Here is a 23,236-nt window from a genome sequence, read left to right as displayed (position 1 = left end):
ATGACCTAGAGCGGCGCGTCCTTGAGCACCGCCTGCACGAGCTGAGCCGCCCCATCCGGCTTGCGCATGTCGTCATTAGGTCCGGTGCTGGCGACGTTGAACCACACGACCCGTCCGGTCTTCAGGTCCACCAGCGAGGCGAAGCACTGTTGTCCGCCGACCGGGACGCCGACGCCCAGGATCGCCAACCCCACAGCCGTCGCCACCCGCGCGCCGCTGGCGTAGTTGCCGCGGCCGAACACGAACAGGGCGTAGTCGGCGTCGTAGGCCGCCCCCAACGCCTGCGCGCCCTCGCCCAGGGTCCAATCGAAGGACGCGGCCTTGGTCGGCAGGCTGACATAGCCGTAGTTGAACATCATAATCGACTGGCCGACCGCCTCGTGCAGCCGCAGCAGCTGACCGGTGCGCCCGCCCATCGCCTCGTCAGGATCGATCATGCGGAAGGTGTGCGCCCGGGCCGCCATCTGGCGCTCGACCTCGGCGGCGACGTTGACCCGGCCCTGTTCGGTCCAGTCGGCCCGCGGCTCCTGCATGCCCGATGCGGTCAGCACCGCCAGTTCGATGTCCGGCTCCACCAGGACGATCCGCGCGCCCGCCGACGGCTTGGTGGGATTGGCGGCCAGCTTGGTGTTGGTGGTGGTGCACGCGGCCAGCAACAGGCACGCGGCGACAATCCCGAACAGTCTCATGACGCCCCCCAGCGGCCCTCGGCTGCATCGGAGGGCTGGCGCAATCTATACGCGAGGAAAATCGGTTGTCGATGTGATTTCCGGCGCCCGCGGGCTCCCTGCATCAATTGCGGGCGCCGCAAGATCTTCCCGATCCCAACGGCCAAGCCGGGTCGCTTTTTGGCCACGTCGTCGCTCTAACGTCGGTCTTGGCTCGACCCCAAAACGACTACAGGAACCCCCCTACATGCGTATTGCTATCCTGGCCGCCGGCCTGATCGGCGCCGCTGTCGCCGCCACTTCCGTGCAAGCTCAGACCGCTCCGGCCGCCCCCGCCGCCGAAGCGCCTGCCGCGGGCGGCTTCTCCGACGCCGATCTCAAGGCCTTCGGCTCGGCGATGACCGAGATCCAGAAGATCAACGGCGAGTACACCCCGAAGCTGGCCGGCGCCGACGGCCCGACCAAGGCCGAGGTGCAGAAGGAAATGATCAGCAAGATGGGCGCGGCCGTGCAGGCCAGCGGCCTCGACCCGCAAAAGTACAACGACATGTCGGCCGCCGTGCAGAAGGACTCCGCCCTGCGCGCTCGCCTGACCACGGTGCTGAACGCCGAACCGGCCGCCTAAGGCCTCGGCTCACGCCTTTCAAATGGGCCGCTCCGGTTCGCCGGGGCGGCCTTTTTCATGTCCGCAAGGTCGGACGCCGCGCCGCGTCCAGCGCCACCACCACATCCGCCCGTCCCGGCATCTCCTCCAGGATCCAGCGCGTCAGCCGCTCGTAGTGGGCGATGAAGGCGGCGACCTCGGCGTCGCTCATCGCCCGGCTCGGGTCCGCCCCTTCGCGCGCCAGCCGCTCGCGCAGCTTGCGCTCCTGCTCGATCCGCCAGCCGAGCACCACCTCGAAGCTCGGCGCCTGCAGCAGCACCAGCAGATCCAGCGCCCCAAACAGTTGCTGGTAGGGTCCAGCCAGGGCGCTGTTCACGAAGCCGCGCCAGGCGCCGTCGGCGTCCTGCTGCGCCTCCAGGGCGTTGGCCGGGGCGGCCAGCGCCGCCGGCGGCTGGGGCCGCGCGCCCACGCACCAACCCTCGAACAGCACGACGTCGGCCGGCCCCTCGAACGGCGCGCCGTGTTCGCGGCGATCATCGTGGGCCTTCTCGAACACCGGCCGCTCGTGGACGCCTGGTCGGCGCAGGGCCGCCAGCAGCTCCACGCCCAGCGCCACGTCGTGGGTTCCCGGCACGCCGCGCACGGCCAGCAGCGGATGCACCTGTCGCGCCAACTGCGCCCGCTCAGCGCGGGTCAGGTAGAGGTCGTCCAGCGAGATCGCCGCCGCCTTCAGTCCCCGCAGCTCCAGCAGCCGCGCCAGCACCGCGGTCAGCGTCGACTTGCCGCTGGCCTGCGGCCCGCAGATCCCGACGACGATCCCCCCCGGCCGCGCCGCGGCGGCGATGCGGTCGGCCAGCGGGACCGCGACCTCGCGCACGACCTGCGCGTAGCTGTCAGGCAGCCGCTCTTGCGCCATGAACTGCGCCAGCCAGGGTTCAGCCGTCATGCGCGGCCTCGACCTTCAGTTGCAGGGCGATGTCCTTCAGCCGCCGTCGGCGCGCCGAGCCGCTGCGCCAGGCCATGACGATGGTCCGCCGCGGCGCCGGGTCGGGAAATCGCGCCAGACTGATGCGCGGATCGGTCAGGTCCCGGGCCGCCATCTCCGGCAACAGCGTCACCCCCTGGCCGTGCGCCACCAACTGCAACAGCGTGGTCAGGCTGGTCGCGCCGAAGGTGGAGAGATCGCTGAGCTCGCACGCGCCCAACGCCTGGTCGCGTAGGCAGTGTCCCTCCTCCAGCAGCAGCAGCCGGTCGGCCGGCAGGCGGCGCGGGTCCTCGGCCGCCAGCGGCGCGCTCGCCGGGCTGGCGAGCAGGAACGGGTCGTCAAACAGCGCGACGGCTTCGATCCCCTCGGCCGCCAGCGGCGCAGCGGCGATCACCGCGTCCAGCTCGCCGGCCGCCAGCTCGGTCAACAGGGTCGTGGTCTGGGTCTCGCGCACCTTCAGCTCCAGCCCAGGAAGCGCCGCCTGCAGCACCGGCAGCGCCCTGGGCAACAGATAGGGGGCGACCGACGGGATCATCCCCAGAGCCAGCCGCCGCGACCCAACCCCGCGCCGCTCGCGGGCGAAGTCCTCCATGTCGCGCACCCCGGCGATCAGCGCCCGCGCCCGCTCAGCCAGGGCGGCGCCATCCGGCGTCAGCACCGTTCCGCCCCGCCCGCGCTCGACCAGCACCAGGTCCAGTTCGGCCTCCAGCTCGCGGATCTGCATCGATAGCGCCGGCTGGGTGACATGGCAGGCGGCGGCCGCCCGGCCAAAGTGGCGTTCGTCGGCCAGGGCCGTCAGGTAGCGCAGCTGTCGCAAGGTCGGCATGAAGATAAGCTAGCCTGATCACCGCGCCGGGCAAGCGCCTGGACACTTATCGAGCGTCCTTGCCACAGGTGCGACGTTTCGCCCCAGCCGAACAGCGTTACGGGGGCTGGCGCGGCGCAGGGACTCAGGTTCAACCTAAGAGGGTTCGATGCACAGCCTGCGTCGAGCCGGTTGGGGACCAGTAAGACCCGGCCCTGAGAGGCCCGCGGTGATCCGAGCTCACCGCGGGCCTTTTTCATGCCTCAGACCAGGTCGCGCAGCCACGCCACCAGCGGCGCGTCGGCCGGCGGCATTGGATAGTCACCCAGCTTCATCGGCTTCACCCAAGCGATGCCCGAGTGTTCCTTGGCGGTGACCACGCCCTCCCAGCGCCGCACCAGGTAGAGCGGCATCAGGAGGTGGAAATCCTCGTACGTGTGGCTGGCGAACACGAAGGGCGCCAGGCAAGCGTGCGAGACCTGGATGCCCAGTTCCTCGTCGAGCTCGCGGATCAGGCACTGCTCGGGCGTCTCGCCCGGCTCGACCTTGCCGCCGGGAAACTCCCACAGCCCGGCCAGCTGCTTGCCCGGCGGGCGCTGGCAGATCAGCACCCGGCCGTCGGAATCGATGAGCGCCGCGGCGGCGACGAGGACCATGCGCTTGGTGTCGGACATGCCCGCTTCCTCGCGGGATGCGCGGGGGAATGCAAGGGGGCGGCGGATTGTCGGCGGTCGACGTGCATGCTTCAGTCGGCGACATGCCTCACAAGCTGCCGCCATCAGGCCTTCGCGCCGAGTTGCTGGACGCGCTCATCTCCGTCACGTCTTGTCTCCTCGTCGGCCTCCCCGTCTTGCTGCTTGTTGAACGGACGCCCGCGGCATGGCTCGAACACTTCGACGTTCTCGGCCCCGCACTGCGGCCATGGCTGATGGGCGCCGCGATGCTGGTTTTGCTCGTGCCCACATTCCTGATCGTCGACACAGTCCTGCGTTCGGCTCTACGCGGCAAGCGCCGCTGACCGATCTCGCCAAGCTCAATCCCTTGCCAAACTTGACTTTCGGCGCGCCAGCCGTCATATCCCTGCTGCGCCGCAACATTCGTGGCGCTATCGGCGCTCCAGCCGCGTGATGGTTCCGCAACTCGGACCCAGCTGTCGAGCGCCCTGAAGAGATCGCATAGATCGCCCCGCCACGCGGGGGCTTTCCACAAATGACCCGCGACCTTCGCGACCCTCACAATATGCGAGCGGCCGCGCTCGGCGCATCCGTGAAAGACACTCGTTTGACCAAGTTTACCGACCTCGGCCTCGACAAGATGCTGCTCAAGGCCCTCAACGACGAGGGCTATGAAAAGCCGACCCCGATCCAGGCCCAGGCCATCCCCGGCGTGCTGGCCGGCAAGGATCTGCTCGGCATCGCCCAGACGGGCACCGGCAAGACCGCCGCCTTCGCCCTCCCCATCATCCACCGCCTGGCCGCCGACAAGAAGCCGGCGCCGCGCCGCGGCTGCCGCGTGCTGGTGCTCTCGCCGACCCGCGAGCTGGCCACCCAGATCGCCGAAAGCTTCAAGGCCTACGGCAAGCACATGAACCTCAGCGTCGCCGTGATCTTCGGCGGCGTGAAGTACGGCGGCCAGATGCGCGCCATGGCCCCGGGCGTCGACGTCCTGGTCGCCACGCCGGGCCGCCTGCTCGACCACCTGCAAGAGAAGACCATCACGCTGCAAGGCGTCGAGATGTTCGTCCTCGACGAGGCCGACCAGATGCTCGACATGGGCTTCATCGTGCCGATCCGGCAGATCCAGAAGCACCTGCCGCGCGTGCGTCAGAACCTGTTCTTCTCGGCCACCATGCCGAGCGAGATCGAGAAGCTGGCCAGCGAGCTGCTGCGCCCCAACCCGACCAAGGTCTCGGTGACCCCGCAGGCCACCACGGTCGAGCGCATCAAGCAGCAGGTCATCTTCGTCGAGACCGCCCGCAAGCGCGCCCTGCTCTGCGAGATGTTCGCCGAGCGCGACTTCAAGCGCGTCATCGTCTTCACCCGCACCAAGCGCGGCGCCGATCGCGTGGCCAAGTCGCTCGAGGCGGCCGGCGTCGAAGCCGCCGCCATCCACGGCGACAAGAGCCAGGGTCAGCGCGAGCGCGCCCTCGCCGCCTTCAAGGCCGGTGAAGTCCGCGCCCTGGTGGCCACCGACATCGCCGCCCGCGGCATCGACATCGACGCGGTCAGCCACGTCATCCAGTACGAACTGCCCAACGTGCCCGAAGCCTACGTCCACCGCATCGGCCGGACCGCCCGCGCCGGCGCCGACGGCTCGGCCGTGGCGTTCTGCGCCGACGACGAGCGCAACCTGCTGAAGGACATCCAGAAGGTCACCCGCCAGACCATCCCGGCCTTCGACCGCCGCAACGACCGCGGCCTGCACGTCATGACCCAGGCGATGCCGGAAGTGGCCGCCGAACGCGCCGAAGCCGGCCGCAAGAACGCCGAGCGCAGCGGCGGTGGCGGCGGGCGCAAGCCGCAGGGCCGCAGCGAGCTGCCCCCCGGCCTGCGCAAGCAGCGCAACCGTCCGGCCAAGGCCGGCGGCGGCGGACAGCGTCAGGGTCAGGGCGGCGGCGACCGCCACCCGCACGGCGCCCGCGTCCAGGGCGAGCGCGCCTCGACCAAGCCGATCGACCAGTCGCAGTTCAAGGGCCCCAAGCGCGACAAGGCCCAGGGCGGCGGGGAGAAGCGCTGGACCCCGCTGGACTAAGCGGCGTTAATTCCTCCCCCCTCAGGGGGAGGTGGCGCGCAAAGCGCGACGGAGGGGGCCTGCGGCCAAGATCGTAGTCCCCCTCAGTCCGCCATCCGGCGGACAGCTCCCCCAGGGGGGAGCAATTGGGCGCCTATCCTACGACCGATAGTCGCCGTTGATCGCGACGTACTGCTTGGTCAGGTCGCAGGTCCACATGGTCGCCGAGGCGCGGCCGACGCCGACATCAACCGACACCTCCAGCTCCTGGTTCTTCATGTAGGCGCTCATCTTGGCCTCGTCGTAGGTCGGCGAGATGAGACCGTCCTGCGCGGCGACCAGCGAGCCGAATTGAATCTTCACGCGGTCACGGTCGATGGGCTCGTCGGCGCGGCCGATGGCCATGGCGATGCGGCCCCAGTTGGCGTCCTCGCCGGCGAAGGCGGTTTTCACCAGCGGGCTCTCGCAGATGGTCCGGGCGATCTTGCGGGCGCTGGCCGAGCTTTCGGCCCCGCTCACCGTCACCTTCACGAACTTGCTGGCGCCCTCGCCGTCGCGGACCAGTTGCAGCGCCAGGTCCATCAGCACCGCCTCCAGCTTTTCGCGGAAGTCGGCCAGCCGCCGGTCGCCGGCGCGGGTGATGTTCGGCGCGCTCGACTGGCCGGTGGCGAACAGCAGCAGGGTGTCGTTGGTCGACCGATCGCCGTCCACCGTCACCGCGTTGAAGCTGTTGCGGGTGTAGAGGCTGGCCAGGGTCTGCAGCGCGCCCGACGAGATCTTCGCGTCGGTGGCCACGAAGGCCAGCATGGTCGCCATGTCCGGCGCGATCATGCCCGAACCCTTGGCGATGCCGGCGATGCGCACCTTCTCACCGTCGATGATCGCCTCGGCGTAGGCGCCCTTCGGGAAGGTGTCGGTGGTCATGATCGCCCGCGCCGCGCCGGCCCAGCCGTCGTCGGTCAGCTTGGCTTCGACGTCCGGCAGCCGGTGGGCGATCTTGGTGTCGTCCAGCAGCACCCCGATCACCCCGGTCGAGGCGACCATCACGTCACGCTGGCGGCAGTCGAAGCGCTTGGCCACGGCCGAGGCCACCCGCCGCACCGCGTCCGCCCCGGGCTTGCCGGTGAAGGAGTTGGCGCAGCCGGCGTTGACCACCAGGGCGCGCACGTCCGCGCCCTTGGTCATTTCCAGGTGCTTCTTGCACCAGTCGACCGGCGCCGAGCCGATGCCGTGGCGGGTGAAGACGCCTGCGCCGGCGGTGCCTTTGGCGAAGCGCATGACCAGCAGGTCCTCGCGGTCGTGCTTGTAGAAGCCGGCCCGACCGGTGGCCAACTGCACGCCGGCGATCGGCGGGACCAGCGGGAACGGCACGGCCAACGGCGAGACCGGCAACGCGCCCTTGGCGGGCTTGGGTTCTTCCGCCTTGGCGGCCGGTTCGGTCTTCTTGGTGGCGCGCTTGATGGCGGTGGTCAGCGGGTCGAGCGCGCCGGCCAGCGCCTCGACGGGCTTGGCGGCGGCTTCGAGGGCCTTTTCGGCGGTGGACTTGGCGACCTTCTTCGGGGCGTCGGGAGTCTTGGTCATGGCTGGGCGGCCTTGGCTGGGGCGGCGGACGCGGCCGGGGCGGCCTTCGTCGCGGGAGTTTGCGGAGCGGTCTTGGGGGCGTCGGCGGGTTCCTTCGGCTGACCCGGCACGTCTTGCGGCGCGCCGATCAGCGTCTGGACCTTCGCCCGGCTTCGGAGCTTCTCCAGCAGGTCTCGGACCTGGTCGTAGGTCAGAAAGCGCACGATCTGCGGCCGCGCCGCATCGAAGGTGATCGGCTGCTCCAGCCGCCGGTCCTCGATTTTCAGAATCGCCCAGCCGCCCTCGATCCCGAACGGGCCGACGATATCGCCGACCTTTCCGGTCTTCAGGTTCGCGGCATAGGTCTCCGGCATGACGTCGACCGTAAAGTAGCCGAGGTCGCCGCCGTTGAATCGGGTCGCCGCGTCGGTGGAGCGCTCCATCGCCAGGGCGTCGAATGAAGCCCCGGTCGCCAGCAGCTTGCGCACCGCCTCGGCCTCAGCCTCGCTGGCGACGACGATCTGGCGGGCGCGGATCTCCTCCGACTGCTTGGCCAGCTTCAGTTGCTCCTGGTAGAGGCCGCGAATGGCGATGTCGTTGACCGCGTCGCTGACCACGCTTTCCACCAACATGTCGCCAAGGATGCGCTCGCGCGCTGCGGCCAGCCGCTTCTGCGCCACCGGATCCTTGTCCAGCTTGCGCTTCAGCGCCTCGGCGGCCAGCAGCTTCTGGTCGACCACCTCGTCCAGCACCCGGCGGAAAAGATCCGACGAAACGTCCAGCGGCTCGCCCTCGCCGATCAAGCCCTGGGCGACCGCCTCGCGCTTGACGTCGGAGGCCCACACCGTCTTGCCGTCGACCTTGGCCACGGCGGTGTCGCCGGGCGCGGGCGCGCCCTCGGTCCCGCCGCGATCGCCGCAGGCGACGAGCAGCGTCGCCGCGACCAGCATGACCGCGGCCAGCGCCAGCGCGTTCGGGACGCGACGGAAGGCGGTGTTCGTCATTGGCGACGTACCTCGTGTGCGAAAACCGCCCGCAGGCGCTTGCCCGTCCCTAGCCAACTCGGCGCGGGGATGCAAAGGTCGCGCCCGATCTAAAGCCGCCCGGACCGGATAACAGCCGTCGCGGCCTCATTTTTTTCGGAGGAATCATTTCATGACGCGTGAAGCCGTAATCGTCTCCTACGCTCGGACCGGGATGGCCAAGTCCCAGCGCGGCGGGTTCAACATGACCCCGACCGTGACCATGGCCGCCCATGCGATCAAGCACGCAGTTGAGCGCTCGGGCGTCGACAAGGCCGCCGTCGAAGACGTGATCCTCGGCAACGTGGCGCACGGCGCGGGCAACCTGGGCCGTCAGGCCGCCCTGCTGGCCGGCCTGCCGATCACCACTTCGGGCGTGACCGTCAACCGCTTCTGCTCGTCGGGCCTGCAAACCATCGCCACCGCGGCCAACTACATCCGCAACGACGGCGCTGAAGTCGCCATCGGCGCCGGCGTCGAGTCGCTGTCCTTCCCGGGCGGCGGCGGCGGCGGCAGCGACAACTTCGACAAGAACCTGGTCGCCCAGTACCCGGCGATCTTCATGCCGATGATCGACACCGCCGACATCGTGGCCGAGCGCTACAAGGTCAGCCGCGAAGTCCAGGACGAATACAGCCTGGAATCCCAGCGCCGCATGGCCGCCGCTCAGCAAGCCGGCAAGTTCAAGGACGAGATCGTCCCGCTCGCGACCAAGATGAAGGTCGTGAACAAGGAAACCAAGGAAGAGAGCATCGTCGACTATCTGGTCGATCGTGACGAGTGCAACCGTCCGGACACCACCATCGAAGGTCTGCGCAAGCTCCAGCCGGTCCGCGGCGAAGGCAAGTTCATCACCGCCGGCAACGCTTCGCAGCTGTCGGACGGCGCCGCCGCCGTGGTGCTGATGGAAGCCAAGGCCGCCTCCAAGGCCGGTCTTGAGCCGCTCGGCGCCTTCCGCGGCTGGGCCGTCGCCGGCTGCGCGCCTGACGAAATGGGCATCGGCCCGGTCTTCGCCGTTCCGCGCCTGCTGGAGCGTCATGGCCTGAAGATCGACGACATCGACATCTGGGAACTGAACGAAGCCTTCGCTTCGCAGTGCGTCTATTCGCGCGACAAGCTCGGCATCGACCCGGAAAAGTACAACGTGAACGGCGGCTCGATCGCCATCGGCCACCCCTACGGCATGACCGGCGCCCGCCTGACCGGCCACATCCTGCAGGAAGGCAAGCGCCGCGGCGCCAAGTGGGGCGTCGTCACCATGTGCATCGGCGGCGGCATGGGCGCGGCCGGCCTGATCGAAATCTACTAAGATCGGCCACACGCCAAATGATCAGGCCCTCCCCTCGCGGGAGGGCCTTTTCTTTTGGCGCACGCAGTCGTTAGCGCTCTGGCCCGCGCGCCGCGTTGACACTGGCATGGGCGCTGCTTAAGTCTCGCGCGCCCTGAAAAGAGCGGAATTTCCGGGCAGGCGAGCAGGCTTAGAGGCGCCGCCGCCGGGCCCTCCCGCAAATCCGGAACGATTTCCCTTGAGCATCTTCCAACGCTTCTTCGGCTCCTCGAACGACCGCAAGGTCAAAGGCCTCAACTCGCGGATCGCCAAGATCAACGCGCTTGAGCCGAAGATGCAGGCGCTCTCCGACGCCGAACTTCGCGGCAAGACCCAGGAATTCAAGGATCGTCTGGCCAAGGGCGAGACCCTCGACCAGATCCTCGAAGAAGCCTTCGCCGTCGTGCGCGAAGCCTCGCGCCGGGTGCTGGGCCAGCGCCACTTCGACGTCCAGCTGGTCGGCGGCATCGTGCTGCACAACGGCGGCATCGCCGAGATGCGGACCGGCGAAGGCAAGACCCTCGTCGCCACCTCGCCGACCTATCTGAACGCGCTCGCCGGCAAGGGCGTGCACGTCATCACCGTCAACGACTACCTGGCCCAGTTGCACGGCGACTGGATGGCCCAGGTCTACGCCTTCCTCGGCCTCTCGACCGGCGTCATCGTCCACGGCCTTTCGCAGGGCCAGCGCCAGGCCGCCTATCAGGCCGACATCACCTACGGCACGAACAACGAGTTCGGCTTCGATTACCTGCGCGACAACCTGGTCTATGACCCGACCGAGATGGTCCAGCGCGGCCATAACTTCGTGATCGTCGACGAGGTCGACTCCATCCTGATCGACGAAGCCCGCACCCCGCTGATCATCTCCGGCCCGACCGAGGACCGCAGCGAGCTCTACAAGACCATCGACCTGGTCATGAAGGAGCTGATCAAGGATCCGACCACCTTCGATCACGACGAAAAGCAGCGGCAGGTCATCCTCACCGAGGAAGGCTCCGAGAAGGTCGAAGAGATGCTGACCGTCGGCGGTCACCTCGACCCCGACTCGGCTGGCCTCTACGACGCGGCCAACGTCTCGATCGTCCACCACGTGAACCAGGCGCTGCGCGCCAACGTCCTCTACACCCGCGAGAAGGACTACATCGTCCGCGCCGGCGAGGTGATCCTGATCGACGAGTTCACCGGCCGCATGATGCAGGGCCGCCGCCTGTCCGAAGGCCTGCACCAGGCCATCGAGGCCAAGGAAGGCGCCAACATCCAACCCGAGAACCAGACCCTGGCCTCGGTCACCATCCAGAACTACTTCCGCCTCTACGCCAAGCTCTCGGGCATGACCGGCACCGCCGCGACCGAGGCCCAGGAATTCGGCGACATCTACAAGATGGACGTCTCGGAGATCCCGACCAACCGTCCGGTCGCGCGGATCGACGACGACGACGAGGTCTATCGCACCGAGCGCGAGAAGAACGACTCGATCATCAAGCAGATCGAGGCTTGCTACGTCCGCGGCCAACCGATCCTGGTCGGCACGGTCTCGATCGAGAAGTCCGAGCAGCTGTCCGAGCTGCTGAAGGCCCACAAGTTCGAGCACAACGGCAAGACCCAGAACGGCGTCCCGCACAACGTCCTCAACGCCCGCTACCACGAGCAGGAAGCCATGATCGTGGCCGACGCCGGCATCCCCGGCGCGGTGACCATCGCGACCAACATGGCCGGCCGCGGCACCGACATCCAGCTGGGCGGCAACATCGACATTCGCGTGCTCAAGTGGCGCGACGAGCAGAAGGGTCTGGGCATCGAACCCACCCCCGAGGCCGCCGCCGAGGAGCGTTCGCGCATTGAGGCCGACACCAAGGCGCTGAAGGAACAGGCGCTGGCCGCCGGCGGTCTCTACGTGCTCGGCACCGAGCGCCACGAAAGCCGCCGGATCGACAACCAGTTGCGCGGCCGGACCGGCCGTCAGGGCGACCCCGGCCACTCCAAGTTCTTCCTGTCCTGCGAGGACGACCTGCTGCGCATCTTCGCCGGCGAGCGCCTGGATGCGATCATGCGCACCTTCGGCGTTCAGGAAGGCGAGGCGATCACCCACAAGTGGCTGAACGCCGCCATCGAGAAGGCCCAGAAGCGCGTCGAGCAGCGCAACTACGAGATCCGCAAGAACCTGCTCAAATACGACGACGTCGTGAACGACCAGCGCAAGGCCGTGTTCGAACAGCGCGCCGAGTTCATGACCGCCGCGGACCTCTCGGAAATCATCACCGAGATGCGTCAGGACACCGTCGAGGACCTGGTCGAACGCCACCTGCCGCCCAAGGCCTACGCCGAGCAGTGGGACATCGTCGGCCTGACCGAACGCGTCCAGGAACTGCTCGGCCTCGACCTCCCGCTCGCCGCCTGGGCGGCCGAGGAGGGCATCGCCAACGAAGAGATCCGTGAGCGCATCCAGCAGGCCGCCGACGCCCGCGCCGTCGAGCGCGAGGCGGCGATCAGCCCCGACCAGATGCGCAATCTGGAAAAGAGCTTCCTGCTGCAGATGATCGATCTGCAGTGGCGCGAGCACCTGATGCACCTCGACCACCTGCGCAACGTCATCGGTCTGCGCGGCTACGGCCAGCGCGATCCGCTGAACGAGTACAAGACCGAGGCCTTCTCGCTGTTTGAGAAGCTGCTGGTCGATCTGCGCCAGAACGTCACCCGTTGGCTGATGACCGTCGAGTTCCAGTTCGCCGAGCCCGAGCCCATCGCCCCGCTGTCCGGCTTGACAGAAGTCCATATGGACCCGCTCACTGGCGAGAACGTGGCCCAGATGGGCGCCCTGCCTGACGGCCTCTCGGCCGAACAGCGCCAGGCGCTGCCGATCACGGCCCTGCCCGACGGCTGGGAGAACACTGGACGCAACCAGGTGTGCCCCTGCGGCTCGGGTAAGAAGTTCAAGCACTGTCATGGTGCGCTGATCTAGGGGACCCTCGCAGATGGCCGACTTCCTCTTCCAGGTCGACGGCTTCTGCCCAGTCTGCGAACTACCCGCCACCTTCGCGGCCAGGGATCCCTGGCTGCGGGACCACTTCCTCTGCCAGACCTGCAACGCCCAGCCGCGCGAACGGGCGTTGTTTGCGGTGCTCACGCAGCTGCGCCCAAACTGGCGCGAACTGACCATCCACGAGAGCTCGCCCGGCACCGCCGCCAGCCGGCGCCTGGCCGAGCAGGCGCCCGGCTATCGGGCCAGCCAGTACGATCCCTCGATCCCGTGGGGCTCCACCCACCCGGCCGGCGGCTGGCGATCCGAGGACCTCGAGCGCCAGACCTTCGGCGACGCCAGTTTCGATCTCGTCGTCACCCAGGACGTCATGGAGCACGTCTTCGCCCCGGACCTGGCCCTGCGGGAGATCGCCCGCACCCTGAAGCCGGGCGGATTGCACGTCTGCACCGTGCCGATCGTGAACAAGGAAAAGCCTTCGGTGCGTCGCGCGGCACGCCGCGCCAACGGCGGCGTCGACCACCTGCTGGAGCCGGTCTATCACGGCAACCCGATGGACCCGAACGGCTCGCTGGTCACCATCGACTGGGGCTACGACATCGCCGCCTACTGGGACTCGGTCAGCGGCCTGACCACCACCATCTGGACCATCGAGGACCTCGGCCGCGGCATCCAGGCCGAGTACATCGAGGTGCTGGTCTCGCGCAAAGCCGCCCTGCCCGACCTCTCCGGCGACGCCCCCCCGCCGCGCAAGGGCCTGCTTGGCAAACTCTTCGGCGGACGGCCCACGGCTGATAGGCTCGCTACATAATAGGGAGGAGCCAGCTCATGGCCGACGGTGCAGTTCAGGGTCTCGACCACGACAAGTACGCCGGCGCCCGCACGGCGTTCGAAGCCAATCTCGCCAGCGGCGCCGACATCGGCGCCTCGTTCTGCGCCACGGTCGAAGGCGAGACCGTGGTCGATCTCTGGGGCGGTTTCGCCGACGAGGCGCGCACGCGCCCCTGGGAACGTGACACCATCGTCAACGTCTACTCGACCACCAAGACGATGACGGCGCTCACCGCCTTGCTGCTCGCCGATCGCGGCGAGCTGGATTTCGACGCTCCGGTCGCCCGCTACTGGCCCGAGTTCGCCGCGGGCGGCAAGGAGGCGGTCAAGGTCAGCCACCTGATGAGCCACTCCGCCGGCCTCTCGGGCTGGAAGGAGCCGATGGTCAAGGAAGACCTCTACGACTGGGACAAGGCCACCTCGCTGCTGGCCGCCCAGGCGCCGTTCTGGGAGCCGGGCACGGCGCCGGGCTACCACGGCCTGACCCAGGGCTATTTGGTCGGCGAGGTCGTGCGCCGCATCACCGGCAAGAGCCTGGGCACGGTGTTCCGCGAAGAGATCGCCCAGCCGCTGAACGCTGACTTCTACATCGGCCTACCTGCGTCGGAGGACGCCCGCGTCGCCGAGCTGATCCCGCCGCCGCCGGCGGAAGCTGGCCTGGGCCCCGGGGCGCAGAGCGAGCTGCAGGCCAACATGTCGGACAACCCGCCGCTGGAGGTGTCGGAGACCCGCACCCGCGCCTGGCGCGGCGCGGAGATTCCGGCCGCTGGCGGCACCGGCAACGCGCGCTCGGTCGCCGAGGTCCAGTCGGTTCTCGCCAACGGCGGCGTCGCCAAGGGCAAGCGGATCCTGTCGGAGGCGGGCTGCCGCAAGGCCCTGGAGCTGCAGATCGAGGGGCAGGACCTGATCCTCGGCATCCCCGCGCGCTTCGGCATGGGCTTTGGCCTGGCCGGCGGAGCGATGCCGCTGCCCAACCCCAACACCATCTACTGGGGCGGCTACGGCGGCTCGCTGGTGATCATCGACATGGATGCGCGCACCACCTTCGCCTACGCCATGAACAAGATGGCCGGCACCACGACCGGCGACATGCGCGCCTTCAGCCTGGCCATGGCGATGTGGGAGGCATTGGGCTGAGGCGGCGCGCCCGTACGCGCCGCCCCAGCCCGCGGGCTTCTAGGACGGCCAGGTCCTAGTCGCCCTTCTTCTTCTCGGCCGCGGTGACCACGCCGTCGCCATCGCCGTCCTGCTCGGCGAAGGCGCGGACGCCCGAGGCCTCGAATTCGGCCGGCGTCATCTTGCCGTCCTTGTTGGAGTCGAGGACGCCGAAGCGGACATGCGCCTGGCGCATCTGACGCACGCGCTGCTCTTCCTTGCGCTCGGCGCTCTCGCTGGAGGCGGCCAGCTGGGCGGTCAGCCGACCCTCGTACTCACCGACGTACTCGGCCTCGGTCAGCACGCCGTCCTTGCTGGCGTCCATGGCCGCGAAGCGCTGGTCGCGGACGGTCTTGAACTCGGCGGCGGTGACTTTGCCGTCCTTGTCGAGATCGTAGTCGGTGACGAAAGCCGAGTGCTCGTGCGGCGCGGCCTGCGCCGAAGCCGCGCCCAGCGCCAGCAGCGCGGCGGTCACGGCAAGGGGAAGACGAAAGCTGGTCATGGTCGGTCCTATTCGGTCGCTTCGAAGGTCAGGGTGTAGGAGTAGCTGCGGTACGGCGTCTCGGCGCCGGCCGGGGCTTCGGTGCGGTAACGGATCAGCGCCAGGTAGGTCCCGGCGTCCGGCGGCGTGATCGCGAACTTGCCGGCCGCGTCGGTGGTGATCTGGCCGCCGACCTGCTTCTTGCCGTCATAGACGCCGGCGCTGCGGAACACCTCGACGTGGGCGCCGCTGACCGGCTTGCCCTCGAACAGCAGCTCGAACTGCGCCGGCTGGGCCGCGAAGATCTCGCTCGGGTGGGTGATCGGGCGCAGCTCCAGGCTCTTGCCGGTCGGGGCCAGGGCGTCCTTGCTCGGCCCGCCGCGGGTCACATAGACCTCGGCCAGGGTCATGCTCTGCACCTCGACAAGCGGCGCGTCGGCCGGCTTGTCCTTGCCCTCGCTGATGATCCACTGGCCCTTGGCGTCGCGGTACATCTTGCCCTTGCGGCCGAAGCGCTCGCCCGACGACACGCGATAGGTGCCCTTGGCCGCAATCGGGGCCTCGAACACCGCCAGGTCGCGCAGATAGGTGACGCCCGAGATCGGCGTCACCGCCCCGCCCGGCCCGCGCACGTGCCAGGCGTCCGACTTCATCACCACCTCGGCCTGGAACGGGTCTTCGGTGAAGCTCGCCTGGACGGTGACATGGTCACGGTCGGTCAGGTCGAACAGGTTGGGCAGCATGTAGGGCATGTGCGCCTGCGCCATGCCTGGCGCCGTCGCCAACAGGCCGGCGCCTGCCAACGCCGCAATTCCGATACGCCCCATAGGGTCCCCCATCATCAGTTCGTCCATTGCCGACTAATGCAGTTGCGAGTCACTTGCAATTGACTTTCGGATGCGGCATTAGCGGCCTCGTTGAAGCGCCCACGGGGGGCGTCGCGCGACTCATATGCGATTGACTCGCACTTGCATATCTTTGGAAAGATCGATGGGGCGCGGTATGGGGCGTAGGCGGATTGGACTTCTGGCGGGCGCGTCCGTCCTGCTGCTGGCGGGGGCGGCCAACGCCCAACAGGCGTCGGAAGGCGCGGCCTCGCAGCTGTCGCTCGGCCGGATCGTGGTCTCCGCCGGCGCCGAAAAGGTCGCCATCGACACGCCCCAGGCGGTCACCGCCCTCGACCAGAACGACATCGACGACGCCCAGGCGACCACCATGGGCGACCTGCTGGAGGCCATTCCGGGCGTCAGCGTCGTGGGCGGCGTCTCGGCCCTCGGCCAAGGCTTCAACATCCGCGGCATGGGGACCGGCATCGCCGACTCCGACAGCCGCATCCTCACCCAGATCGACGGGGTGACGAAGTTCTACGAGCAGTACCGGATGGGCGCGCTGTTCAGCGAGCCCGACATGTACAAGCGCGTCGAGGTCCTGCGCGGCCCGGCCTCCTCGACGCTCTACGGGGCCGGCGCCCTGGCCGGGGTGGTCAACTTCACCACCAAGGACGCCTCGGACTTTCTGACGGGCGACGACCGCTTCGCCGTGCGCCTGCGCGCCGGCTTCGAGAGCAACAACGAGGGCGTCTTCGGCACCGCCATCGTCGCTGGCCAGCCGGCGGAGAACCTCGACCTGCTGGCCATGTACACCCGCCGCGAGGCCGACGACTACAAGAGCGGCGACGGAACCACCGTCGTCCCATCCGGCGTCAGCTCCAGCTCCTACCTGCTGAAGGGCCGCTACTACATCGGCGGCGATCAGGACCACAGCGTCTGGGCGACCTACCAGAACTGGCTGTCCGACAGCACCCAGATGTACGATCAGGCCGAGGCCTTCGGCACGACGCCGGTCCGCCGCAAGGTCGACGACATCACCGCCACCTTCGGCTACGAGAACGACTTCGGCGGCTCCAAGCTGTTCGACCTCGAGGCCCAGGTCTCCTACGCCAACTCCAAGGTCGAGCAGCGCGAGACCACCTTCCTGCCCGGCGTGACCTATTCCGAGTTCTCGTACGAGACCTGGCAGGGCCGCATCCAGAACACCTCACGCTTCGACTGGGGCGAGGACTGGACCGGCTTCCTGTTCCTCGGCGCCCAGGCCTACACGCAGGAGCGGCGCAACCCGCGGACCAACGCCGCCGGCGTGACCAATCCGGGCGCAGCGACCCACCCGGAAGGCGACATGGACAAGTACGGCCTCTACGCCCAGGCCGAGCTGATCTGGACCGACAAGCTGACCATCATCCCGGGCGTCCGGGTCGACTGGACCAAGCTCAAGCCCGGCGCCGGCGTCACCAATCGCACCGAGGTCGAAGACAGCGCCGCCTCGCCCAAGCTCGCCGTGCTCTACTCGTTCACCGACAACTTCGCGGTGTTCGGCTCGGTCGCCCGCACCGTGCGCATGCCGGTGCTGGACGAGATCTACAGCCGCACCAGCGCCACCGCGAACAACTTCAGCCTCAACCTGAAGCCGGAAGAGTCGGACAACTTCGAGGGCGGCTTCACCCTCTCGTTCGATGACGTGCTGACCCAGGGCGACGCCGTCCGCGCCAAGGTCACCGCCTTCCGCAACGACGTCTCCAACCTGATCACCCGCGGCACGGCCAACTCGGCGTACTTCGTCAACGTCGGGGAGTCGCGCTTCGAGGGCGTCGAGATCGAGGCTGAATACGCCTCGCGCAACCTCTTCGCCCGCGCCGGCCTTTCGCGGATCGAGGGCGAGAACCGCCTGACCGGCCTGCCGCTCAACACCATCCCCGCCGACGAGCTCGACATGACCGTCGGCTGGCGGTTCACCGACCAGAACCTCAGCGCCGGCTGGCGCGGCGAGTTCGCCGCCGACCAGGACGACATCGGCCCGGGCGGGCGCCGCACCGGCGGCTACGGCGTGCACGGCCTCTTTCTGACCTGGACACCCGACCAGGGTCCGTTCGAGGGCTTGGAAGTCCGCGCGGCGGTCGACAACGTCCTCGACAAGCAGTTCCGCCGCCATCTGCAGTCGCTCGACGCCGAAGGCCGGACCTTCAAGCTGACGTTGGCGCGGACGTTCTGATGTTCGCGGTCACGCCCACACGCACGGTCGCCTTCGCGGTCTCCGCGGCGCTGAACCTCGGCCTTATCGCCCTGGTCATGCGCTCGGCCGCTGACGACCCGCCCGTGTGGGACGAGACCGTGGTGATGGCGGAATTGGTTCAGGTCCGGGGCGGCGCGAATAACGCCCCGCTCCCCACGTCGGCGCAGGCCCCTTCCTCCCCTCCTCGGGAGCCTGCGCCGACGTCTTCCGCCGCCCAGCCCACGCCGCCCCAGCCGCGGGAGGCGCCCGCCGCGTCGTCCGCCGCCGCTGCGGCCGCGCCGGCCCCGTCGCCGGCGCCGGCCCAGGTCGCCGCCGCCCTGGGCCCTCCGGCCCCGGCCGCGGTCGCTCAGCGGCAAGGAACCCGCGACGGCCTCGACATCGACGCCAAGAACGGCTCCAGCACCGACTACGCCTCGCGCCTGCGCGCCTGGCTGGAGGCGCACAAGACCTACCCCAAGCGCGCGCGCATGCGCCGCGAGGAGGGCGTCGTGCATGTGCATTTCGCGGTCGATCGCCAGGGCCGTCTGCTCGGCGGCGACGTCACCCGCTCGTCCGGCTACGCCAGCCTCGACGCCGAGGCCATGGCCATGCTGGACCGCTCCAACCCCTTCCCCGGCGCCCCGCACACCGTGCGCGGCGAACGGATCGAAGTCTCCACCCCGGTGGAGTTCTTCATCACCCGCTGACGCTCATCCTGGCGAAGGCCGGGGCCCACGACCGTGCTTGGAGTCGGTCACCGGCTCGGTCGATGCGCTGGACCCCGGCCTTCACCCGGATGAGCGGCCCGCCTCAAGTTCCTCCCCCACTGGGGGAGGTGGATCGCGGCGCAGCCGCGAGACGGAGGGGGCCTGCGGAGTCAGAAGTCCCCCTCAGTCCGCCATTCGGCGGCCAGCTCCCCCAGAGGGGGAGCAATTGCCATCACACCCCGTTCGCCGCGCTGAGCACCGCCCGCACCGAAGCCGTCGCCACATCGGCGTCCATCCCCACCCCGAACACGGTCCGTCCGTCGGTAGTCCGGCACTGGACAAACGCCGCGGCCATCGCATCGCTGCCCGCCCCGATCGCGTGCTCCTGGAAGTCGGCGACGTCCAGCTTCAGCCCGCAGTCGTGCGCCAGCGCCGCCAGCAGCCCCGAGATCAGCCCGTTGCCCCGCCCGCGGATGGTCATCTCGCGCCCGTCCAGCCGCAGTTGCCCGACGAACACCCGCTGATTGTCCACCCGCGAGACGCCCGACTCCTCGAAGCTGACCAGTTCGAAACGCTGGCCCGGGGTCAGGTGATAGGCGCGCTCGAACGCCTCCCAGATATCGGCCGTCGCCAGCTCGCGGCTGGTCTCGTCGGCCAGTTGCTGCACCACACGGCTGAAATCGGCCTGCATCGGCTTGGGCAGCTTCAGGCCCTTGTCCTGCTGCAGCACCCAGGCGACGCCGCCCTTGCCGGACTGCGAGTTGACCCGGATCACCGCCTCGTAGCTGCCGCCCAGGTCGGCCGGGTCGATTGGCAAGTAGGGCATCGCCCACAGCTGGTCGTTGCGCTTGGCCTGGGCGTCGAAGCCCTTCTTGATCGCGTCCTGGTGGCTGCCCGAAAACGCCGTGAACACCAGCTCGCCGGCATAGGGATGGCGCGGATGCACCGGCAGCTGGTTGCAATACTCGACCGTCTTGACGACGCTCTCCATGTCCGAGAAGTCCAGCCCCGGATCGACGCCCTGCGTGTAGAGGTTCAGCGCCAGGGTCACCAGGTCGACATTGCCGGTGCGCTCGCCGTTGCCGAACAGGCAGCCCTCGATGCGGTCGGCGCCGGCCATCAGCCCCAGCTCGGCCGCCGCCACCCCGGTGCCGCGGTCGTTGTGCGGATGCAGCGAGATGACCACGCTGTCGCGCCGCGAGATGTGGCGGCACATCCACTCGATCTGGTCGGCGTAGATGTTCGGGCTCGCCGCCTCGACCGTCGCCGGCAGGTTCAGGATCACCGGCCGCTCTGGCGTCGGCTCCAGCACGTCCAGCACCGCCTCGCAGACCTCCAGGCTGAACTCCAGCTCGGCGGTCGAGAACGTCTCGGGGCTGTACTCATAGCGCCAGTCGGTGCCCGGCCGCCGCTCGGCCTGCTCGCGCATGATGCTGACGCCCTCGACCGCCAGCGCCTTCACGCCCGCCCGGTCCAGCCCGAACACCACCTCGCGCCAGACCGGCGAGACGGCGTTGTAGAGATGCACCGTCGCCGTCCGTGCGCCCTCCAGGGCCGCGAAGCTGGTCTCGATCAGGTCGCGCCGCGACTGGGTCAGCACCTGGATCATCACGTCGTCGGGCACGCGGCCCTGCTCGATCAGCCCGCGGATGAAATCGAACTCGGTGGCGCCCGCCGACGGAAAGCCGACCTCGATCTCCTTGGCCCCGATCCCGACCAGCAGGTCGAAGAAGCGCTGCTTCTTCTCGGCGTTCATCGGGTCGGCCAGCGCCTGGTTGCCGTCGCGCAGATCGGTCGACAGCCAGCGCGGCGCCTTGGTGATGGTCTTCGACGGCCACTGGCGGTCGGGCAGGTGAACTTGCGGGAACGGACGATATTTGACGGAAGGGTCGCGCAGCATGGTGCAGCTCTCTGGGAGGCGGGCAGTTACGAATGTCGATGAGGCTGGCGTGCCGCCGCCGGGGCAGCCGATTAGATCCGGCGGCCGCCGGTAAGTCGCGCAAGAAGGGCTGCAAAGGTGCGAACCATGCCCCTTCATAGCCGCGCGGCGCAGACGGTTCAATCGTCGCCGTGCGCCTGGAACCGCCTCGACATGCCCCCGTTACACCAACAAGCTGCGCCGCAAGCGCCGCGGGGAGGGCCGGGCCATCTGGGAACACGCGCCGCTTGGGCTGATCGGGGTCGGCGTCTTCGCGCTGCTCATCGCTTGCGTCGAGTTCGGCTTCTTCGGCCGCAAGCAACTCGAACGCGTTGGCCGCAGCACCGCCGTCTCGCGTGAGGGCGAGAGCTTCCTGCTGTCAGCCGCGCTCGGCCTGCTGGCCTTGCTGCTGGGGTTCACCTTTTCACTCGCGCTCGAACGGTTCGAGACCCGCCGCGGACTGGTGCTGGAAGAAGCCAATGCGCTGTCGATCGTCTGGCTGCAAACGCGGTTGATGCCGTCTCCCGACCGCGAGCGCATGAATGGCCTGCTCCAGCGATATGTCGACCACCGCCTGACCTGGTCAGAGGCCGACACCTCGGCCCCGCCGCTGGTCCAGACCGCCCGGATGCGCGAGGAGCTCTGGATCGCCGCCACCGCCGCCAGTCGCACGCGCGAGCCGGAGTTCCTCGGCCCCGATCTGCGCAACAGCCTGGAAACCAGTTTCAACCTCGCCGCCGCTCGGGCCGAGGCGCGGACCTCACACATCCCCGGCCGGGTGATCAGCGTGCTGCTGGTCTACGCCGCGCTATCCTGCGTCATGCTCGGCTATGTGCTGCAGTACACCGGCAAGCACCACCGGATCGCCGCCAACATGCTGGTGCTGCTGCTGACCATCGCCCTGGTGCTGATCCTCGACATCGACCGCCCACGCAGCGGCGCGATCACCATCTCTCAGCAGCCCCTTGAACAACTCGCCGAGGTGATGCGCGCCAGCGCCCCCGGCGCCGTCCAGGCCCCGCCCTAGCCGGTGGTCACAAACGTCTCGCTCTCGATCACCCACTGGCCGACCACCTTCTTCCAGGCGGCCAGATACGGCCCGGTCGCAGTCTGGTCCTTCCAGGTCGCCAGCCAGGTCCCAGCCTCGGCGGCGCGCGTCCCGTCCGCCGCCAACGTCACGCTCTGCGTCGTCCGCAGATAGGTTACGAAGCTCGGATCGACGAACTGCGCCTCGAACGCGGCGATGATCGCCGGCGCGCCCATCAAGAGCCCGCCCTCGCCCGAGATCAGGTTGGCGTCGGCTGCGAAGAACGGCTTCAGCCGCTGCGCGTCGTGGGCGGCGATCAGCTTGTTGGTCAGCTTGCGCCGTGCGCGGATAGCGTCTTCCGGAGCGGTCACGGTTCGACCACCACAGTGCCGACCTTGCCGCCGCTTTCGACCAGCTCGTGCGCCCCCGCGCAGTCCTCCAGCGGGAAGCGCCCGGCCACCGACAGCATCCGCCCGCCGGTTCCGATCCAGCGGGTGATGTCGGCCTGCGCGCGCCGCCGCGCCTCGTGCGGCGACACCGGCAGGTAGACGCTGTTGATCTGCAGATTGAGGCCCATGGCCGCCCCGGCCGGGACCACCGGCTCACGGTTCCCCTTGGTGGCGTAGTAGGCGATCGAGCCGTTCATGCGCAGGCTGGCCAGGGTCGAGGCCAGGTTGCCGCCGAAGTCGACCTCGACCACGTGATGCACCCCCTCGCCGCCCGTCAATTCCCGCACCCGCGCGGCGACGTCCTCACGCCGGTAGTCGATGACATGATGCGCCCCGCCCTCGCGGGCCCGCTGCGCCTTTTCCTCCGAGCTCACCGTGGCGATCACGGTCGCGCCGGCCCAGGCCGCCAGCTGCACCGCGTAGTGGCCGACCGCCCCGGCCCCGCCGGTGACCAGCACGGTGCGTCCCTGCACCGGCCCGGCCAGGAACAGACTGCGATGCGCGGTCATGCAGGGGATGCCCAGGGTCGCGCCTTCCGCGAACGACACCGCCTCCGGCAGCTCGCTTAAGAGGTCGACATCCAGTTCGATGTACTCGGCCGCCGAGCCGAACGCTCGGCCGTTGCGCTGGCCGTTGTAGAACCAGACCCGCTTGCCGACCCAGCTTTCGGCGACGCCCGGCCCGACCGCCTCGACCACGCCGGCCCCGTCGCTGTTGGGGGTGATGCGCGGATAGGCCATCGGCGCCGGTCCCGCCCGCATGCCGGCGTCGGACGGATTGACCCCCGAGGCCCGCACCCGGATCAGCGCCTGGCCCTGCCCCGGCTGCGGCGTCGGCCGGTCGCCCAGGTGCAGCACCTCGCGCGCCGGTCCCGTCCGGTCGTACCAGATCGCCCGCATGACGCCTCCGCTTCGTGTCAGGGCGACAGGTCTAGGCGAAGGC

General features: G+C 68.9%; 21 protein-coding genes. 10 read left to right on the top strand and 11 right to left on the bottom strand.

The genetic code is table 11. The features are described from left to right. Window positions 1-5: 5 nt before the first annotated feature. Entirely contained in the window at window positions 6-689 is a 684-nt protein-coding gene (locus C0481_RS04785; protein WP_293401191.1) for a hypothetical protein, read from the bottom strand. Window positions 690-915: 226 nt separating this feature from the next. Here C0481_RS04785 and C0481_RS04780 point away from each other — a divergent pair, with 226 nt between their 5' ends. Then, complete coding sequence (locus C0481_RS04780) at window positions 916-1,293, top strand: DUF4168 domain-containing protein (protein WP_293401189.1); 378 nt, start codon at window positions 916-918, stop codon at window positions 1,291-1,293. A 55-nt stretch (window positions 1,294-1,348) separates the two neighbouring features. Here C0481_RS04780 and C0481_RS04775 read toward each other — a convergent pair whose 3' ends face one another. The 3 genes from C0481_RS04775 to mutT all read right to left on the bottom strand — a co-directional run bounded on the left by C0481_RS04775 (window position 1,349) and on the right by mutT (window position 3,736). After that, the gene (locus C0481_RS04775; protein ID WP_293401187.1) at window positions 1,349-2,218 is read right to left on the bottom strand and encodes a kinase; all 870 of its coding nucleotides are present in this window, start codon (window positions 2,216-2,218) and stop codon (window positions 1,349-1,351) included. Continuing rightward, window positions 2,208-3,083, bottom strand: coding sequence for a LysR substrate-binding domain-containing protein (locus C0481_RS04770; protein ID WP_293401185.1), 876 nt, complete (start codon window positions 3,081-3,083; stop codon window positions 2,208-2,210). The genes C0481_RS04775 and C0481_RS04770 overlap by 11 nt, the downstream gene beginning before the upstream one ends. A 242-nt stretch (window positions 3,084-3,325) precedes the next feature. Further along, the gene (gene mutT / locus C0481_RS04765; RefSeq protein WP_293401183.1) at window positions 3,326-3,736 is read right to left on the bottom strand and encodes an 8-oxo-dGTP diphosphatase MutT; all 411 of its coding nucleotides are present in this window, start codon (window positions 3,734-3,736) and stop codon (window positions 3,326-3,328) included. Window positions 3,737-3,783: 47 nt separating this feature from the next. Here mutT and C0481_RS04760 point away from each other — a divergent pair, with 47 nt between their 5' ends. Together C0481_RS04760 and C0481_RS04755 are read left to right on the top strand one after the other, a co-directional pair. Beyond that, the gene (locus C0481_RS04760) at window positions 3,784-4,080 is read left to right on the top strand and encodes a hypothetical protein (protein WP_293401181.1); all 297 of its coding nucleotides are present in this window, start codon (window positions 3,784-3,786) and stop codon (window positions 4,078-4,080) included. A 263-nt stretch (window positions 4,081-4,343) separates the two neighbouring features. Next, entirely contained in the window at window positions 4,344-5,813 is a 1,470-nt protein-coding gene (locus C0481_RS04755; protein ID WP_293401179.1) for a DEAD/DEAH box helicase, read from the top strand. A gap of 138 nt (window positions 5,814-5,951) precedes the next feature. Here the strand turns inward: C0481_RS04755 and argJ are convergent, their stop codons facing one another. Together argJ and C0481_RS04745 are read right to left on the bottom strand one after the other, a co-directional pair. Further along, window positions 5,952-7,373: a bifunctional glutamate N-acetyltransferase/amino-acid acetyltransferase ArgJ gene (argJ, locus tag C0481_RS04750; protein WP_293401177.1), complete on the bottom strand. Its 1,422-nt coding sequence runs from the start codon at window positions 7,371-7,373 to the stop codon at window positions 5,952-5,954. After that, the gene (locus C0481_RS04745) at window positions 7,370-8,356 is read right to left on the bottom strand and encodes a peptidylprolyl isomerase (protein ID WP_293401175.1); all 987 of its coding nucleotides are present in this window, start codon (window positions 8,354-8,356) and stop codon (window positions 7,370-7,372) included. The genes argJ and C0481_RS04745 overlap by 4 nt, the downstream gene beginning before the upstream one ends. Window positions 8,357-8,507: 151 nt before the next feature. Between C0481_RS04745 and C0481_RS04740 the strand changes: the two genes are divergently transcribed. The 4 genes from C0481_RS04740 (at window position 8,508) to C0481_RS04725 (ending at window position 14,649) form a co-directional block, all read left to right on the top strand. Then, entirely contained in the window at window positions 8,508-9,683 is a 1,176-nt protein-coding gene (locus C0481_RS04740) for an acetyl-CoA C-acyltransferase (protein WP_293401173.1), read from the top strand. Between the two features lie 217 nt (window positions 9,684-9,900). Further along, window positions 9,901-12,663 (top strand): preprotein translocase subunit SecA, encoded by a 2,763-nt coding sequence (gene secA, locus C0481_RS04735; RefSeq protein ID WP_293401171.1) that lies wholly within the window; start codon window positions 9,901-9,903, stop codon window positions 12,661-12,663. Window positions 12,664-12,676: 13 nt separating this feature from the next. Continuing rightward, window positions 12,677-13,492, top strand: coding sequence for a class I SAM-dependent methyltransferase (locus C0481_RS04730; RefSeq protein WP_293401169.1), 816 nt, complete (start codon window positions 12,677-12,679; stop codon window positions 13,490-13,492). A gap of 17 nt (window positions 13,493-13,509) precedes the next feature. Beyond that, window positions 13,510-14,649 (top strand): serine hydrolase domain-containing protein, encoded by a 1,140-nt coding sequence (locus C0481_RS04725; RefSeq protein WP_293401167.1) that lies wholly within the window; start codon window positions 13,510-13,512, stop codon window positions 14,647-14,649. Window positions 14,650-14,704: 55 nt separating this feature from the next. Here the strand turns inward: C0481_RS04725 and C0481_RS04720 are convergent, their stop codons facing one another. Beyond that, window positions 14,705-15,169: a hypothetical protein gene (locus tag C0481_RS04720; protein ID WP_293401165.1), complete on the bottom strand. Its 465-nt coding sequence runs from the start codon at window positions 15,167-15,169 to the stop codon at window positions 14,705-14,707. A gap of 8 nt (window positions 15,170-15,177) precedes the next feature. Next, window positions 15,178-15,975 (bottom strand): DUF4198 domain-containing protein, encoded by a 798-nt coding sequence (locus C0481_RS04715; RefSeq protein ID WP_293401163.1) that lies wholly within the window; start codon window positions 15,973-15,975, stop codon window positions 15,178-15,180. A gap of 175 nt (window positions 15,976-16,150) precedes the next feature. Here C0481_RS04715 and C0481_RS04710 point away from each other — a divergent pair, with 175 nt between their 5' ends. Then, a complete protein-coding gene (locus C0481_RS04710) occupies window positions 16,151-18,193 on the top strand; it encodes a TonB-dependent receptor (protein WP_293401161.1) in 2,043 nt (680 codons plus the stop codon). Next, complete coding sequence (locus C0481_RS04705; protein WP_293401159.1) at window positions 18,193-18,900, top strand: TonB family protein; 708 nt, start codon at window positions 18,193-18,195, stop codon at window positions 18,898-18,900. The genes C0481_RS04710 and C0481_RS04705 overlap by 1 nt, the downstream gene beginning before the upstream one ends. A gap of 232 nt (window positions 18,901-19,132) precedes the next feature. Here the strand turns inward: C0481_RS04705 and leuA are convergent, their stop codons facing one another. After that, window positions 19,133-20,800 carry a 2-isopropylmalate synthase gene (gene leuA / locus C0481_RS04700; RefSeq protein ID WP_293401157.1) on the bottom strand — a complete coding sequence of 556 codons (1,668 nt, stop codon included), beginning with the start codon at window positions 20,798-20,800 and terminating at the stop codon, window positions 19,133-19,135. A gap of 421 nt (window positions 20,801-21,221) precedes the next feature. On the opposite strand from leuA, the gene C0481_RS04695 reads away from it, so the two are divergent. Further along, window positions 21,222-21,845, top strand: coding sequence for a hypothetical protein (locus tag C0481_RS04695; protein ID WP_293401155.1), 624 nt, complete (start codon window positions 21,222-21,224; stop codon window positions 21,843-21,845). Here C0481_RS04695 and C0481_RS04690 read toward each other — a convergent pair. Further along, on the bottom strand, window positions 21,842-22,216 hold the full coding sequence (locus C0481_RS04690) for a nuclear transport factor 2 family protein (protein ID WP_293401153.1): 375 nt from the start codon (window positions 22,214-22,216) through the stop codon (window positions 21,842-21,844). The genes C0481_RS04695 and C0481_RS04690 overlap by 4 nt on opposite strands. Further along, window positions 22,213-23,193 carry an NADPH:quinone reductase gene (locus tag C0481_RS04685; protein WP_293401151.1) on the bottom strand — a complete coding sequence of 327 codons (981 nt, stop codon included), beginning with the start codon at window positions 23,191-23,193 and terminating at the stop codon, window positions 22,213-22,215. Before C0481_RS04685 ends, C0481_RS04690 begins: the two co-directional genes overlap by 4 nt. Window positions 23,194-23,236 lie beyond the last annotated feature (43 nt).

This window comes from Phenylobacterium sp. (genome assembly GCF_013822795.1).
Taxonomy (GTDB): domain Bacteria; phylum Pseudomonadota; class Alphaproteobacteria; order Caulobacterales; family Caulobacteraceae; genus Phenylobacterium.
This window is presented reverse-complemented; position numbering and strand designations above follow the sequence as displayed.

Coding starts and splice junctions, on each gene's coding strand:
- C0481_RS04785 (WP_293401191.1), bottom strand. CDS start 689: ATGAGACTGTTCGGGATTGTCGCCGCGTGCCTGTTGCTGGCCGCGTGC.
- C0481_RS04780 (WP_293401189.1), top strand. CDS start 916: ATGCGTATTGCTATCCTGGCCGCCGGCCTGATCGGCGCCGCTGTCGCC.
- C0481_RS04775 (WP_293401187.1), bottom strand. CDS start 2,218: ATGACGGCTGAACCCTGGCTGGCGCAGTTCATGGCGCAAGAGCGGCTG.
- C0481_RS04770 (WP_293401185.1), bottom strand. CDS start 3,083: ATGCCGACCTTGCGACAGCTGCGCTACCTGACGGCCCTGGCCGACGAA.
- mutT (WP_293401183.1), bottom strand. CDS start 3,736: ATGTCCGACACCAAGCGCATGGTCCTCGTCGCCGCCGCGGCGCTCATC.
- argJ (WP_293401177.1), bottom strand. CDS start 7,373: ATGACCAAGACTCCCGACGCCCCGAAGAAGGTCGCCAAGTCCACCGCC.
- C0481_RS04745 (WP_293401175.1), bottom strand. CDS start 8,356: ATGACGAACACCGCCTTCCGTCGCGTCCCGAACGCGCTGGCGCTGGCC.
- C0481_RS04740 (WP_293401173.1), top strand. CDS start 8,508: ATGACGCGTGAAGCCGTAATCGTCTCCTACGCTCGGACCGGGATGGCC.
- C0481_RS04730 (WP_293401169.1), top strand. CDS start 12,677: ATGGCCGACTTCCTCTTCCAGGTCGACGGCTTCTGCCCAGTCTGCGAA.
- C0481_RS04725 (WP_293401167.1), top strand. CDS start 13,510: ATGGCCGACGGTGCAGTTCAGGGTCTCGACCACGACAAGTACGCCGGC.
- C0481_RS04720 (WP_293401165.1), bottom strand. CDS start 15,169: ATGACCAGCTTTCGTCTTCCCCTTGCCGTGACCGCCGCGCTGCTGGCG.
- C0481_RS04715 (WP_293401163.1), bottom strand. CDS start 15,975: ATGGGGCGTATCGGAATTGCGGCGTTGGCAGGCGCCGGCCTGTTGGCG.
- C0481_RS04710 (WP_293401161.1), top strand. CDS start 16,151: ATGGGGCGTAGGCGGATTGGACTTCTGGCGGGCGCGTCCGTCCTGCTG.
- C0481_RS04705 (WP_293401159.1), top strand. CDS start 18,193: ATGTTCGCGGTCACGCCCACACGCACGGTCGCCTTCGCGGTCTCCGCG.
- leuA (WP_293401157.1), bottom strand. CDS start 20,800: ATGCTGCGCGACCCTTCCGTCAAATATCGTCCGTTCCCGCAAGTTCAC.
- C0481_RS04685 (WP_293401151.1), bottom strand. CDS start 23,193: ATGCGGGCGATCTGGTACGACCGGACGGGACCGGCGCGCGAGGTGCTG.